The sequence below is a fragment of the Arcicella aquatica genome (assembly GCF_034928825.1).
Lineage (GTDB): Bacteria > Bacteroidota > Bacteroidia > Cytophagales > Spirosomataceae > Arcicella > Arcicella aquatica.
On sequence record NZ_JAYFUL010000034.1, the window covers coordinates 36,774 to 52,198 of the forward strand.

The 15,425-nt window shown below is 36.9% G+C and carries 8 protein-coding genes; 1 reads left to right on the plus strand and 7 read right to left on the minus strand.

Annotated features, from left to right (window positions below):
* Positions 1-28: 28 nt before the first annotated feature.
* The 7 genes from VB264_RS17825 to VB264_RS17855 all read right to left on the minus strand — a co-directional run bounded on the left by VB264_RS17825 (position 29) and on the right by VB264_RS17855 (position 14,236).
* On the minus strand, positions 29-1,228 hold the full coding sequence (locus VB264_RS17825; RefSeq protein ID WP_323251476.1) for a PQQ-dependent sugar dehydrogenase: 1,200 nt from the start codon (positions 1,226-1,228) through the stop codon (positions 29-31).
* A gap of 84 nt (positions 1,229-1,312) precedes the next feature.
* Positions 1,313-4,114: a glycoside hydrolase family 2 protein gene (locus VB264_RS17830; RefSeq protein WP_323251478.1), complete on the minus strand. Its 2,802-nt coding sequence runs from the start codon at positions 4,112-4,114 to the stop codon at positions 1,313-1,315.
* Between the two features lie 104 nt (positions 4,115-4,218).
* On the minus strand, positions 4,219-6,087 hold the full coding sequence (locus tag VB264_RS17835; RefSeq protein ID WP_323251480.1) for a glycoside hydrolase family 44 protein: 1,869 nt from the start codon (positions 6,085-6,087) through the stop codon (positions 4,219-4,221).
* A gap of 62 nt (positions 6,088-6,149) precedes the next feature.
* Complete coding sequence (locus tag VB264_RS17840; protein ID WP_323251482.1) at positions 6,150-7,931, minus strand: hypothetical protein; 1,782 nt, start codon at positions 7,929-7,931, stop codon at positions 6,150-6,152.
* Between the two features lie 112 nt (positions 7,932-8,043).
* Positions 8,044-9,309, minus strand: a complete 1,266-nt coding sequence (locus tag VB264_RS17845) for a glycan-binding surface protein (RefSeq protein ID WP_323251484.1) — start codon at positions 9,307-9,309, stop codon at positions 8,044-8,046.
* A 67-nt stretch (positions 9,310-9,376) separates the two neighbouring features.
* Positions 9,377-11,014 carry a RagB/SusD family nutrient uptake outer membrane protein gene (locus VB264_RS17850; RefSeq protein ID WP_323251487.1) on the minus strand — a complete coding sequence of 546 codons (1,638 nt, stop codon included), beginning with the start codon at positions 11,012-11,014 and terminating at the stop codon, positions 9,377-9,379.
* A gap of 36 nt (positions 11,015-11,050) precedes the next feature.
* Positions 11,051-14,236, minus strand: coding sequence for a SusC/RagA family TonB-linked outer membrane protein (locus VB264_RS17855; protein ID WP_323251489.1), 3,186 nt, complete (start codon positions 14,234-14,236; stop codon positions 11,051-11,053).
* 649 nt (positions 14,237-14,885) lie between these two features.
* Between VB264_RS17855 and VB264_RS17860 the strand changes: the two genes are divergently transcribed.
* A complete protein-coding gene (locus VB264_RS17860) occupies positions 14,886-15,284 on the plus strand; it encodes a DUF3244 domain-containing protein (protein ID WP_323251491.1) in 399 nt (132 codons plus the stop codon).
* The last annotated feature ends 141 nt before the right edge of the window (positions 15,285-15,425 follow it).

Consider the following 15,425-nt stretch of genomic DNA (forward strand, 5'->3'; position numbering starts at 1 on the left):
CTTCTTACAAATTACCACTCACAACTCATCACTTCTTAGTCACTAATTGATACAATGCTCCTTTATCACTTCCTAGTAGCACTGTTAGCAAATACACCTCACCTGCTTGGTCTTCGCCAAAGCTGTAAATATGCCAGTTGCCAGCCTCTTGCGAGATAGAAAGTTTTTCTCTGTTCCATTGTTCTTTTTTACTATCAGTCAACGCCCATACAGGACCTGTCCAGTCAGCAAAAATATATTTTCCATAAAGGGCAGGAATTTGTTTACCTCTATACACAAAGCCTCCTGTAATACTCAATCCGTCTGAGTGGGGATATTCTGAAATAGGATTAATCCAATTTTTAGGGTCTGGGTCGTTCGGGAATTTTTCGTGTAATCCTTCTCTGATTCTCCAGCCATAATTACTGCCTTTTGTTACAAGGTCTACTTCCTCATAATTATCCTGACCAACGTCTCCTACGAATAATTCGCCTGTTTTTTTATCAAAACTTATACGCCAAGGATTTCTGAAACCATAAGCAAAAATCTCAGGGCGTACCTCTGATTTTCCAACAAAGGGATTATCGCTTGGAATACTGTAAGGCAATTGTTTTACATCAACCCTAAGGATTTTCCCTAAAAAATTGCTTAGGTTTTGGGCATTACCAAACTCGCCATGTTTATCATTCTGACCTCCACCATCGCCTACAGCAATGTATAAAAATCCGTCTGGGCCAAATTTTAAATCTCCACCGTTATGGTTAGATTGTGGCTCGTTAAATTCCAATACTGTTTTAGCAGTACTTTCATCCACAGCATTCTTATTTTGGCTTGAAACAGTGTATTCTCTGATTAAGCTTTTATGGTCAACTCCTTTCGTACCACTTGCTCCAGGAATACTACAGTATACGTATAATTTGCCATTTTTAGCAAAATCTGGATGAAAAGCCAAGCCTAAGAGTCCGCGTTCTTCATAGCCTTTTTTCTTAACTACTTCATCAGTAATATCTAAAAATAAGGTTGGTAATACTTTCCCTTTTTGTATGATTTTAATTTTCCCTTCTTGTTCACCTACAAACAACCTGCCTGATTTATCATTAGGTTCAGCAAAAACCGTTGGATGTGACAGTTGGTCTGAAATCAGTTTTGTATCTACTTTAATGGTAGAAATTGCTTCCTGACTATAACCCGAACAGCTAAATACTAAGCTGAGGAAAAATATATTGCTAAGTTTTTTTATCGTTATCATGTTTTCTAATGGTAAATGGGTGAATTGTGAATGAGTGAATTATTTTTTTTGAAAAAACAACTTCATTTATTCACAATAAACTAACTAGTTTTCAATAGCTTTATTTTTAAAATCAAACAATATTTTACCCTTAATAGGCGTGTAATTCAGCATCATATTTTTCTGACTTTGAGGGCCATATAAATTAGCTGGATTAAACTTTGCCCCTATCGGACTAATACCATTTAAGAAACCAATATTCCCTGTCGGAAATGGGGGACTGGTATTATCATTGGTCGCACCTTTAGGTTTTTGAGGTTGAAGCATCTGCAAAAACATATTTTCGTCTTCCGCGTATACTGTAAAGGCACTTTCCTTGGTTTCAATCACTACCCATTTCAAATCTGAATGATAGCCTTTGAATTCTGGATATTGAAAGTCCTCCCCTGTAATAGCATCGTTATAATCTTTATGCCATACCCCATATTTCAACCCTTTCATACGGTTTTTCCACACTCTGAAAGGTCCACGCCCCAACCATTTCATGCCAGTAATGTTACTTTCTGGATAGTTGAAAGTAATTCCCATAAAGTCTGCATCTCCTTTTTGTGAATATTGATAAGAAAGTTCTACAGGTTGATTGCTCGAAAACTTCCACCATACATTAAAACTTCCGCCATCACCACCGTAGTTGACGGCTACTTCATAGCCATTGGCAGTAGCATAATGTTTAAACGATTTTAAGGTAACATTTACCCCTGCCAAACTTGGGCCATTCGATAATGAAATGTCTGATTTTGAATTGTTTACTTTAGACAAATAGCCCGTAGTTTTATCAAAAACATAGATAATATTATCAGCCTTAATCGTCAAGAAATTAGCATCTTCGCTTGCCTCAATTTTTGAAACAGTGTTTTTTGAGGCAATTATCTTGGTAATCTCTTCTTGTTCTTCAGGAATTACCCACGACCATGTGAAAATCTCCTTACCATTCTGATTGGTTGCTTTTAAATAAAGCGCATCGCTTTCTGTCCAATTACTAGGTAAATTCAATTTCAGATAACCTGTTTCTCCAGCAGGAATAGAAGTAAATGCAGGCTTTCCTGTTTGATTTACGATGGCTTCTAAAGACTTATCACTTGGTTTTGGGAAAGAAACCAAGTGCCATTCAAAAGTACATTGATTCAAATCGGTGAAGAAATAGTGGTTTTCAACAGGCAGTTTTCCTTCAAACGTGCGTGGTAAATATTTTTTTGTAATCCTTACAGGCGACCATATTTCCTTGATAGCATAAAAGCTAGCTTCTTTTTCACGATGTGGTCCCAAGATTCCATCAGGGGCATTGTTACCAAAGCCATCAAGAATACCGTTTTTATCCGTTCTTACGACGGCTTCATCCACAAACGACCATAGGAACCCGCCTGAACAATGGGGGTGTTTCAACATCAAATCCCAAAAGTCTTCCAACCCAGCCCCATGTCCGCCATCATACAAACCGTGCATAAATTCGGTTGGCATCATGATGTCTTTATCGTACAAAACGGCGTTTGCTAAATAATTATAAGTAATATAATGTTTTGAATCGAAACCACTGAAACGCTCCCAAGGGTGAAACACTGGGCGTTTTTGTGGGTCATACAATTCAAAATCATTATCTAACCCTCTGTTCCAACCACCTTCGTTACCATTATCCCAAAATAAAATAGAAGGATGGTTTACATCACGAATCACTACTTCTTTCACGAGCTTTCTGCCTGGAATAGTGTCGTATTTGTTTTGCCATCCTGTCAATTCATCCATCACATATAACCCAAGTGAATCACAAACATCTAAAAAATGAATATCAGGAGGATAATGCGACATCCTAACGGCATTCATATTCATTTCTTGCATCAATTTTACATCATTGATGCTCACAGATTTGCTGGTAGTTCTGCCTGTTTCAGGATTAAAAGAGTGTCTGTTAGACCCACGAAGCATTACCTTTACGCCATTCACATAAATACCGTCTCGCTTTCTGACTTCGATACTTCTAAAACCAAATCGCTGAGTGCGTGCATGAATGATACCTTTTTCATCTTTCAATGATACCTTTGCCTGATACAAATTAGGATTTTCAGCATTCCATAATTTTACCTGTTGAAAAGCTTGTCTTAATACTGTCTTCTCGTCTGCTGGATTGATTTTAGCAGTAAACAATGCCCCTACATTTTGTCCTGCCAATGTTTGTACTTGTACATCGAGGCTTTGATTTGCAGTAGTTTTGGAAGTAAAAACATCTACAGAAAAATTGCCATCCGCCTTTGCATCAATCGCCAAACGCTCAATAAAACTTTGTGGTACTACTTCCAGATAAACAGGGCGATAAATTCCACCAAAAGCCCAAAAATCACCATGACGTTCGGCAACATCAATTGACCTATTGGCTGAGGCTTTGTCGACTTTTACTTCCAGTAGGTTTTTACCTGTTTTTAATAACCCTGTAATCTCGTACTGAAATTGATAAAAGCCTCCTTGATGTACATCACCCGCCAATTTTCCATTGATTTTTACTTCAGTATCAGTCATTGAGCCTTCAAAAATGATATAGACCCTCTGACTTTTCCACGTCTTCGGAACGTCAAAAGTATGTTTATAAAGCCCTTGCTCGTCTGCCTTAGTTTCCTCTTTCCGATTTTCAGTACCATAACTATACTTGCCAAAACCTTGTAGTTCCCAATTAGAAGGTACAGCAATTTTAGTCCACTTCCCGCTATTCATTCCTTTATTACAAAAGAAATCCCACTGTACGGTATGGTCTTTATCAGTTCCAGAAAGGTAAACTTTTTGGGTCTCTTGAGCGAATACGTTCAGTGATAGCAAAAAAATGCTTACCCAGAAGGCATAAAATAGTTTGTTTTTTTGCATACTAATTTATTGAAGGTTTAATTTTTCATTCATACGAAACATCAGTAAAATATTTCCGCATAAAATTCTAAAAAACAAAGCACTTCCCTGTATGTATTTACTTGTCATAGCGCTAAAATCTTCTTGACTATCACCGTTTTATCGTTTGATAATTTGAGTAAATAAGTCCCTGATTTTAATTTTTGATTCACTTTGATAATCGTATCACCATCGGCAATAAACTGAGTATAAATTTGCCTTCCAGCTTCATCCATGAGTTCTAACTGCTTGAATTTTTCAGTACCAGCATCTACTGTAAATTCATTGTTACATGGATTAGGGAAAACTTTAACAGTATTTTCAGGCTCTGTTAAAGTCCCTAAAACAGCGGAGTATTGTCCTAATTTGCCAACTAATTGTATCGAAGTAATTGACATAGCAGGGAGTGTAAGCGAAATAGCATTGTTATTTATCGATACAGTACCCTTGTTTAAAGCATTTTGAGAGTGAGAGACAAAAGTTTCTGTAGTGGGTAATGATTTTAAGGCAAGTGATGAGGCACTTTTGCCTGTTAAAACGAAGTTATCAAAACTTAAAGAAGTAGTTTTGGCACTTGTGGAAGAGCGATTTATCAACACAACTGTCATAGAGTCTTGTGTGGCATTGATACTTGGATAAGCCGACACAAGGGTTTCATCTGATGAGCTACTTTTGATGGAAAAGCTTTTATTATACCTACTAAACAAATGGAGTGTTTCCCACATTCCTGTACTCCAAGACCACGGTGTAAAAACCTCTACTTCATTTTTCATAAACTCACCTAAAGTAGAGCCATACCAAACAGCCATCGCACTAGGGTCGGTGATATTCACGCCAGATTCAGTCAAGCCCAGTTTTACTCCATGATTTGCACCTAGGTATTTATCTAGCCAATCGTTTACTCTTCCAAAAATATATTCTTTATTCAACGAATTATCATACCCTCCATTCACTACTTTTACGCCATTTGCTTCTGGATACACATAATTTCTATCAAAGAATACACGATGATATTGAACTACTTCATCAATTTTGTTACTACTTGGATAAAAATGAATATCTAAAACGTCTAATAACTTAATACCAGAACTTTTTTGTTCTTCAGCTACTCTTTTAATGAAATATTCTAACCACGGGTAGGTTTTACCATCCGCATTAATGGCTTTTGACCAATTATACCATTGCCATTCATTGGCTGTCACTGGCCCTACTAATTTAATAGTAGGAAATTTAGCTCTGGCTTTTTTTGCCACCTCGAAATACTTCTGCATAAATTCCTCCGCTGAAATCTGAACAGGCATTACATCATCGTGGGTGCCGTTCCATATTTCCACTTCGTTATCCATGTTCCAATACAGCAATTGGTTTTTATCCAAGGCTAAATCTTTAAACCAATGGTCTAGAATAGCAACTGTTGAATCTGCTGGCCAATTTTCAAGGTATTGGTTAATGTCTCCTTCTATCTTAGCTTTAGCCCCCGTAGGGTTTGGTGTACCATTTCCAGCCAAATTTTGATTGACGCCTTCCCACCATTGAGAATTATTATAGTTCCAATCTGCGAAATTAGCCTGATTAGTTTTGGCTACTTTACCCAACAATTGAAACGCCCACATACCTTGTGCCGAGGGCATATTGGCTTTTAAAGCTTTAGCGGCAACATCCCAATCGTTGGCATAGACATTATTATACCAGTCGGGATGAGAGGAAAGCTTTTTTCGCCAATTATATTTTGTGCAGTTATTTCCACCGCTTTCTCTAAAAAAAGTTACGCCTGCATCTTTTAGCATTGTCCAATTAATGTCCAATACCTTTCCTGGGTCTGTGGTAAGCGAATTGTTTCTTCCATATAAATAAGGAGAAATGGCTTTTTTTTCAGCAGTAGCATCTATTTTTATAGATACCTGTGCTTTTGTTGACAAGGTTACAAAAATGAATATGACTAAAATGTATTTCATCGTATTTATCTTTAAAATTTACGTTATTGATGAAGTGTAATGTATTTTATGAAAACACGCTTTTACTTTTTATCAACCAACATACAAATAGAGCCGAATGCAGGAACGATAACTTTTATACCTGTACCAGTAAGGGCAGAACGAGCCTTGACGGTCGTGTAATCTGAAGGGCCACCCGCTACTCCTTTAGGGCCAGAACCATTCACCAATACTTTTCTTGAAAATTCGCCATTGTCGTTACTGCCTTCTAAGCTGTACCAGTAATAGCGATTACCGACTAGAAAGTTTTTCGTTTTTACCTCCACTGTCAGTGGGACGCTCGTTGTATTGAGTAAGGTTACGTTTACTTGACCAGCACTATACGTAGAAGCATAAACTTTGATGGATGTTGCCCCATTGCCAGTAACGGTTGATGAGACTAGCCTGTCGCCAATGAGTTTCTGGAAGTAATACATATAATAAAATGAAGGACGAGGATTCCATCGTGGGTCGTCGCTACTGCCACCGTCACTAAAAAGCCCGTGGTCGTTTCCATTTTCCCAGCCATTTAATAAATCCCAACGAGCCGACAATCCATATTTATTTTTAATGGCTTCTCCTTGAACGATAATTGCAAAAAGTCCACTTACATTGGATACTTGTTGCTTCAAATCAGCAGCCCACATATTCCATTCTGTAAAAGCAATAGGTTTTATTTCTCCTCCATTACTTGTAATCTCATTACTTACAAAACTCATCATCTTTGCAGGCACAGAAAGGGCTGAACTAAGGACTGTGGCTGCATTTGACTTTTGTTGATAAGGGGTAATATAATTATGTACTATATAAAAATCAGCCTTATTATTGAGTTCGGGAATCAGGGTTGAATTCCAAGTTTTGGTAGTATTATTCTGCCAAGATTCTGTGACAGATTCCTGCATTACAGCTCCAATCTTGATTTTTGAGCCTACCTCAGCCGCAGCTTTTCGCATAGAATCGGCGTAAACTTTAAAATGTTGGGCATATAGTTTTCCTGTCAAAAACTCGGGCTGACCATCTTTATTTTTAGTAACGTCTATTCTATATCCAGCTTCCCAATCGGCATAATTTTCATTTCCTATTTCCCAGTACTGTGTTCTTCCTTTATCATACCGTACCCATTCAGCCGCTAAATGGGCGGCAGTAGCAACAGGATTAGCACTAGTACCATAGCGAGCAAAGCCATAATTAATCGTAATAATGCCTTTATTATTACTTTGCTTCAACATATCATAATAGTTATTCAAAGAGGCTCTCCAATTATCGGTGGTTTGTCCATAGCCAAACCATGCATCTTCCGCCACACCGTCTTTGTTTATATATTTATCTGGAAGCCCCCATTCTTTCATGTATTGAGCAGAGGGTGTTTGTCGGTTTTTATTATTAGGGTCTTGTGTAGGGCTGGCATTCCAAAAATAGCCATCACTACCACTACCAGCAGGCCAACGAATGATGTTTGGTTTGAGGTTTGTTACATCTGTCATAAAACTAGGCTGATCTACAAAAGTTCCCATCCAAGTATTGGCATTATGACCGAATATTTGTTGGGGTATCTTGGCTATAATATCCGAAGCATCTACGGTAACAGTAGTTAAGGCTTCTGTGGGTGTTGTAAAGTCTGTGTAAGCAGGAACTACATAATTTTTAGGTTGCCAATCATCCAAGAAAAAACCAACGGTACTAGCTATTTTGGGTTCAACTGGCGGAGTAACTGTAATAGTGGTGGTATCTTTTGGGGTTGTAATGATATTTTCTTCCTTTTTTGAGCAAGAAAAACCCAAAAAGAGTGACACTCCAAAACATAGTAGTGGGTTGAAACATTTCATAATTACGAGTAGCAAAGATTTTAAATTGGATAAAATAAGGATGTTTGAAAAAAAATCCTTCTAAATTTTCGTAGAAGGATTTTTAAAGTTTAATAAACTATGGTTGTAATTGCTATTTTCTTGTCGTTCTTACAATACGAAGGTTATCCACTGCAATTGCAATCTTATCAATGTCACTATTTTTAGGAGTTGTATTATCAAAGAAGAACACAAATTCAGCTCCTCCATTATTTCCGTCTGCACCAACAATATCGCTAATTGAGCTCGCCGAAGTACCTGTACCATCTGCTGTTCTAAATTCAGTTAACGAGATTGTTTGAGTAACCCATCCAGTCGTTGAATAAGCCTTTCCAGCGGCTCTCCATGGTTCAAATCTTGCTGCATAATTTTTGCCATTTGCTTTGATTAGGAAAGAACCAGAAGCCCAAGGCTGCTTAACGTACATTTCAAACTTTAAAGAATATTGCTCTACTCTATTAGACAAACTATCTTTATTAAATAGTGGGTTTCTTAAATCTGTAGTCAACCATAATGCTCTACCATCTGCATTCCACCAAGCATTATCGCCAGCTTTTGTCACCGTATTTTTTTCAAAATAAGCATAAGAGCCTCTAGCGCCAGGATAGTCTGTTGTACTATTTTTCACAAAAATATTCCACATCCAACTAGCCCATTGTTTGTCGTCAAAATTGGCAAAGACTGTAGTACCAGCATTTAGATTGAAAGGAGCTACCGTTTTAGCTTCTCCAAATTTAGTAACTACCTGTATTGGGCCTGCTAGTGTCAAGCTAGCTGGCACTTTCACCTCAATTTTATCTCCTTCTTTAGTTGCCTTAAAATCAGTCACTTCAATATTTCCTGGAAAAACCACTTTCTGTACTAAAAGAAAATTAGCCCCATTTAATGTAATCGTTGCTCCGGGTAGAGCATTTTCATTATCTATCCAATAAATATTGGGTGGTGGTGGCAATAATGTAAAATCATACGTTACCTCTCCATGACTTGTTACAATTCTAATTTTATTAGGAACTGTTGCCATTGTTGCTTCGGTTGGTGCTTCTTTGGGAAGTCTAATAATTAAGTTTGTATTAGTGTTATAATTGGTATTGAAAGAAGCTTCGTAATCGTTGAAATACACTTTGATGATGCCTCCTAAATTTTCACCATTAATCACTAAAAGTTTATCATCAGGGATTGATGATACAAATGTGCTGTCTTTATGTCTAGCAATAGTATCTAAAAGATAAACTTTCTTGATTACTGGCGTTCCCGTAGATATTGTTTCTAGCTCGGAATCCTTGCAAGAGGATAATATAGCAAGCGAGACGATTATTAAAAACCCCAGCTTACCAAATATATGATTTATTGATTTTTTCATCTTCTATGAGAATTTATTGAAAGGAGAGTATTTCTCTCCTTTCAAATTTTACAATTTATACTTGAAACTAAAACTTGTAAGGCACTGGTGGTTTTCTCAAGTTTGGAGCCATTGCCAATTCAGTATCTGGATATGGCAAAAACATTGTTGCATCATTTACCGTAAAAGTACGTGGTACTACAATTGTAGTAACAAATTCACGTATTCTACCATTAGCATAAGTACCAGGTTTGATTTCAATTTTATAATCTCCTTTTTGTTGAGCATTAATAATTGCCTTTGCTTTTGTAGGATTGTAGTAATACAAACGAACAATATCATACCAAGCATCACCTTCTACAGCAAACTCGTAGCGTCTTTCATGTAAAATTTTATCAATATTGATTGATGTTACCGACGGTAAACCTGCACGATTGCGTACAGCATTAAAATACTTGAGTGCTTCTGGATCAGTAGTTGAGGCATTATTACCCAAAATAGCTTCGGCATAAATAAGGTACACATCTGCCAAACGCTGCATATATGTATTGTTTCCAGTAGCTTGAACCTGCCCTTTTCCATCATTGTCGTCTGGTGTACCAACAATATACTTTTTGAAGTGGGCAATGTTAGTGTATGTACTTGCGTTAGGAATACCCTCAGACCAACCTCCGCCTTTTTTGTTTAATTCAGGATAGTGGTCACCCGGGAACATATACGTTGCTTTTCTACGGATAGAATCTATTGGGTCAAGGTTTAGTACATAGTCAGCCGATGCACCATGACCACCACCCCAGCCATCAGACCCTCCAGTGATTGTACTATTTTCTGCAAATTGAGATTGGAAACCATTACCAACACCCCAAGGGTCACGCAATGGAACCCATTGTAAACCAAATAACTGCTCTGGATTATTGTTGTTTTTAGTATAAAATAAGTCTGCATAGTTGTCCATCAATTTGTATGGACTGTTCAAGATAACATCTTTTGCATAGTATTTTGCACTATCTAAATACATCTGGCTACGTTGTCCATTCGTTGAATTCAAGCCCGAGCGAGTCAGGTAAAATCTTGCTAACATCCCTTCGGCTGAAAACTTTGTTAAACGTCCTGAAGTAGAGGTTACAGGAAGATTAGCAATAGCGAATTGCATATCACGAATGGCAAATTCCCAAACACTTTCTACCGTGTTTCTTGATAGCGTAGTATCTCCTCCTTGCTTGATGTTATCCGTAATAATAGGTACAGGTCCCCAGTTTTGTACTAAAAGAGAGTATGCCAAACCACGCATATAACGTGCTTCACCTAGTGCTCTATTCTTTGCTGCTGCCGAAACCGATGGTTTAGCATAAGTATTTATATTGCTCATTAATACATTAGATTGAGCAATGATATTATAAAATGATGACCAAGAGTCTTTTAAAGCACCATTTGTATTAGATACTGCAAAAGAACAGAATTGAAGCCAGTCGGCTACATAAGGCGTAAAGAAGTTACCTCCTCGGCCATCACCAAAAGCTAGTAACGACTGTCCGTTCGCTCCTGCCCATACTTGGTTGTATAATGCCCCTGTTGACGTTAATAATTCAGCATCTGTATTGAAGAAAGTACCCGCAGTAAGGTTACTTAAAGGGGGTCTTTCTAGGAAATCTTCTTTACAACTACTTGCCAAACCACAAATAGTTAAGAATAAGAACATATATTTTAAAAAACTATTTCTTTTCATTTTCTTGATGTTTAAACATGGTAAAATGTACGATGATTACAAGTCTGCCGACAAACTAAAAGTGTACATTCTTGAAGATGGATAACGACCGTTATCAAAACCAGGAACGTTAGAAGAGTTTCCTACTTCAGGGTCATAACCAGTGTATTTTGTGATTGTAAAAGCATTTTGAACCCCCGCAGTAAATCTTAGTCCGTTAATAGGTAAGTATTTTTTAAGGATTGCTTTTGGCAATGTATAGGTCAACGTGATGTTTTTAGCACGTAAATATGAGCCATCTTCAATAAATTTATCTGTAGCACGGTTATTACCATTTGGTGTATTGCCTACTCTTGGTACTTGTGTACCTGGGTTTAGCAATACCGCCGTTTCGTCATAACTGCTCGGTCTAGCAAAGTTGATAACTTCTTTGTAAGCACCACGGATAAGGTTTGTAAAACCAGAGTTATTTAACTTTAATTGATTAAATATTTGGTTTCCATAAGTACCTTGCATGAATATAGACAAATCGAAATTTTTGTAAGAGAAACTGTTATTGATACCAAAAGTAAATTTAGGCCAAGGGTTTCCTACAACTGTTCTATCCTGATCATCAATTACTTTATCACCATTAACATCCACAAATTTTACGTCACCAACCCATACGCCTTCTCTACTAATAGGTACGTTGGCAGGAACAGCACTATTGATTAATTGTTGGTAAGTTTGGAAGATACCATCATATTTATATGAATAAAACTGCCAAAGTGGTTGACCAATATCTGAGCGAGAAATCACATCTGTAAACCATGGTTTACGACTAGCAAAAGCTCTTTCAGTATTTAGTTTTAATAATTTATTTCTATCAAACGAGATATTAAATCCACTTTTCCACGTTAAAGAACCTGCCGTTTTTCCTTCAATAGGTACTGTATTGATTGAAAGACCAATCCCTTTGTTTTCTAAGTTACCAAGGTTAACAACTGGAGAACCAATAGCACCTGTACCTGTTGTACCTGCATAAGCTGGTAATGGAAGCTCAGTGATTAGGTTACTAGTTTTTCTGATGTAGGCATCAAAAACTACTTGAATTCTATTTTTAAGGGCATGTAAATCAAAACCGATGTTATAAGACTGTGTACTTTCCCATTTCAAATCTGGGTTAGCAAAATTGGCTGCTAAAAAGCCTTGACCTGTTTGTGTAGGAATTGCGTTCAAAGAAGCATAAATAGGTTTACCATAATATTGGTTACCCGTTGTTCCCATTTCTAATCTTAATTTCAAGTCATCAATCGAACTCACATCTTTCATAAAATTCTCTTTAGAAATTCTCCAAGCGGCTGATACAGAAGGGAAAAAGCCCCATCTATTGTTTGGACCAAAGTTTGAAGAGGCATCAGCTCTATAAGTTGCTTGAACAATATATTTATCATCAAAAATATAGCCAACGCGAGTGAAATAAGATTCTTGTGAACTTGCATCTCTACTACTACCACTGATTGATGTCTTTAAATCTCCAGCAGATAATTCTGGAATGTTGTTACTCGTATAGCCTGTAACACTTCCTGATAAATTTTCAGAAAAGCTATATTGAGACTCATGTCCCATCGTAACATTGATGTCGTGTTTCTGAAATCTCTTCGAGTAATTTAAGCGTTGGTTTGTGCTCCAATAATAGCTATTACCAGCATATCTTCTTGATGAAGTAACCGAGTTGGTTGCACCTTGTGTAATATTATTTACCCCAAATTGGTAAGATGGGTTAAAAATTGCTCTGGTGTCATTACCATAAGTACCATTAAATTCAGCATGGAAAACAAAATCTTTTAGGAACGTCAAGTCAGCATATACCGCACCGAAGGTACTTATACGTTTGTAAACATTACTATTTGTATAAGCTAATGCCACAGGGTTCGTTACAAAAACGTATGATGGCGTAGTTGGAGTAACGTTTTGTGGACCACCCCACGAGCCATCACCGTTTTTAAGCGGAGTAGCTGGCGATTGTTGAATAGCTGTACTAATGATTTGGTCGTCTCCAATCGAAAGGTTTTCATTGGTGCCTGAAAGCGATAAATTAGTCCCAATCTTTAAATAGCTACGTAATTTATTTTCAAGGTTCAATCTCAAAGATTTTCTATCAAACCCTGAGTTAGGCGCTAGTCCATCTTGATTCAACAATTCGAAAGATAGATAATAGGTTGTTCTATCATTCCCCCCACTTAAAGAAAGCTGTTGTTTCTTCATAGCAGCAGTTTTAAACAAAGCAGTTTGCCAGTTTGTACCCTCGCCTAAGATAGATGGGTCTGAAAATTCAGCCTGACGACCATATCCAGATACATCTGCCCAAGCATTGCTATAGATTGCATATTCTTTCAGGTTCATTACAGGTAACTGATTTGGCAAAGTCTGGAAATTATACATACTTGTAAAATTAATCCTTGTATCACCAGCCTTTCCTTTTTTAGTAGTTACTACAATTACCCCATTGGATGCTTTAGAACCATAGATAGATTGTGCCGAAGGTCCTGTAAGAACGTTCATCGACTCAATATCATCTGGGTTCAAACTTGCAAGAATGTTTGACTGTCCGTCTGAATCAGTATTGTTTGGAGGCACAATTTGTACCCCATCAATTACATACATTGGTTGCGTATTACCATTGATTGAAGAAACCCCACGAATATATACTGATGAGGCACCACCCGGTTTACCAGAGTTACTTGCCACATATACGTTGGCAGCACGTCCTTGAAGTGCTTGGTCAAGCGAAGTGTTTACAGTTCTCTTGATTTCCGACTCGCCAATGTTGGTTTGTGAACCTGATAGATAACGTGTTTTTTGCGAACCATACCCTACTACAACTACTTCGTCTAATGAAGAAATATTTTCTACTAAGGTGATATTTATCTTTAGTCTACCATTTACTTTTATCTCTTGAGAAGAGTATCCTACTGAACTAACCACTAAAGTAGCATTACTACCTGCTTCGATGGCGAACTCTCCTAGCGAATTTGCAGTACTGCCCGATGTAGTGCCTTTTACTAATATACTTGCACCAGGTACAGGTTGGTTGTCCTGACTAGAAACAATTTTACCAGTAATTTTTTGTGTTGGACCCGCTGCTTTTTGTGCTGATACTTCACCAAGGTGAAATACGAACATCAAAACAATTAATGACAATTTTAAAAATAATTTTTTGTCCACTTTTGGAGGATCACTGCTTTGGAAAGTTGTTTTCATTGTAAATGAATTTTTGGGTAAAATGTATTTAAAATATGAGAGGAAACTACATAATTAAAAAAGTTAAACTTTATACCAGTATAGTATAATAAATAATAGTACAAAATTGGGTTTAATTTGTACTATATAAATCAGGGCTTTCCCCTGATTTAAAAATCAAGGGTTTACCCTTGGTTTTCAGGCAAAATGATGGAATTTGACTAATAGAAGAAGTATTTGAACTATATGGATATTATATCAAGGAAAGCATAATAGTATTATAGAATACTACATTCCATCATATAAGGAAGAAGCAGTGATTTATGAAGGATAAATAATAAGGTAATGTTAACGAGTGGGTAGTGTAGTTACATTTTTTAGACTTTAAGATTTAAGCCTTTAGACACAAGAACTGTCAACCTATGAATATTGTAATTATATGCTATCGCTAGTAATAAAATGGAAAATATGAATGCTTTTTTATAGCCAGCCTACCAAAATCACCGTTTATCAATTCCGCCAACCGACCATTCCTTTTTCTATTGAAACTATCACTCCATCTGCTAATTTTGAATCAACAATCTAACAAATAAACAGCATAATCAATTAACAAACAGGTGCTTAACCTCTAGACAATCATAATTTTAACCGTATCTAAACAAATCAGAAAATGAAAACTTTTGCTCAAATTATCGCTATTGCCACTTTAACTACTTCTTCTATTTTTGCTAACCCTATCGCTGGGGAAACTAATGTAAATGCTAACAAAACTAACAACTTCGCTATCGGGATGTACCAAAGCGTGGGGACTTTAGATATGCACCTCACATTAGACAAAGTGGTTGGTAAAGCGGTTACTGTTACCATCAAAGACAAAGACGGTAAAGTAATACACAATGAAAGAATCGCAAAGAGTGCTCGTTCGTATCATGGTAAATTCGATTTACAAGCATTAAACGACGGTACTTATTCAGTAGAAATTACGGATGGTACTGAAAAAATCACTCGTACAATCAATATTAATTCTGCTAAACCACAAGAAGCAACAAGAACTATTGTAGTTGAATAAGCTACCCATAAATCTTTTACAAAGGGCGACTATCAAAAAATTGACAGTCGCCCTTTATTGTTAGGCTCTTTTAAAGAGAATCATAGTTTATTGAAGAGATTGCGTTATTTTAAATTCAGGTTAATATTATCACAAAGGATG

Coding starts and splice junctions, on each gene's coding strand:
- VB264_RS17825 (WP_323251476.1), bottom strand. CDS start 1,228: ATGATAACGATAAAAAAACTTAGCAATATATTTTTCCTCAGCTTAGTA.
- VB264_RS17830 (WP_323251478.1), bottom strand. CDS start 4,114: ATGCAAAAAAACAAACTATTTTATGCCTTCTGGGTAAGCATTTTTTTG.
- VB264_RS17835 (WP_323251480.1), bottom strand. CDS start 6,087: ATGAAATACATTTTAGTCATATTCATTTTTGTAACCTTGTCAACAAAA.
- VB264_RS17840 (WP_323251482.1), bottom strand. CDS start 7,931: ATGAAATGTTTCAACCCACTACTATGTTTTGGAGTGTCACTCTTTTTG.
- VB264_RS17845 (WP_323251484.1), bottom strand. CDS start 9,309: ATGAAAAAATCAATAAATCATATATTTGGTAAGCTGGGGTTTTTAATA.
- VB264_RS17850 (WP_323251487.1), bottom strand. CDS start 11,014: ATGAAAAGAAATAGTTTTTTAAAATATATGTTCTTATTCTTAACTATT.
- VB264_RS17855 (WP_323251489.1), bottom strand. CDS start 14,236: ATGAAAACAACTTTCCAAAGCAGTGATCCTCCAAAAGTGGACAAAAAA.
- VB264_RS17860 (WP_323251491.1), top strand. CDS start 14,886: ATGAAAACTTTTGCTCAAATTATCGCTATTGCCACTTTAACTACTTCT.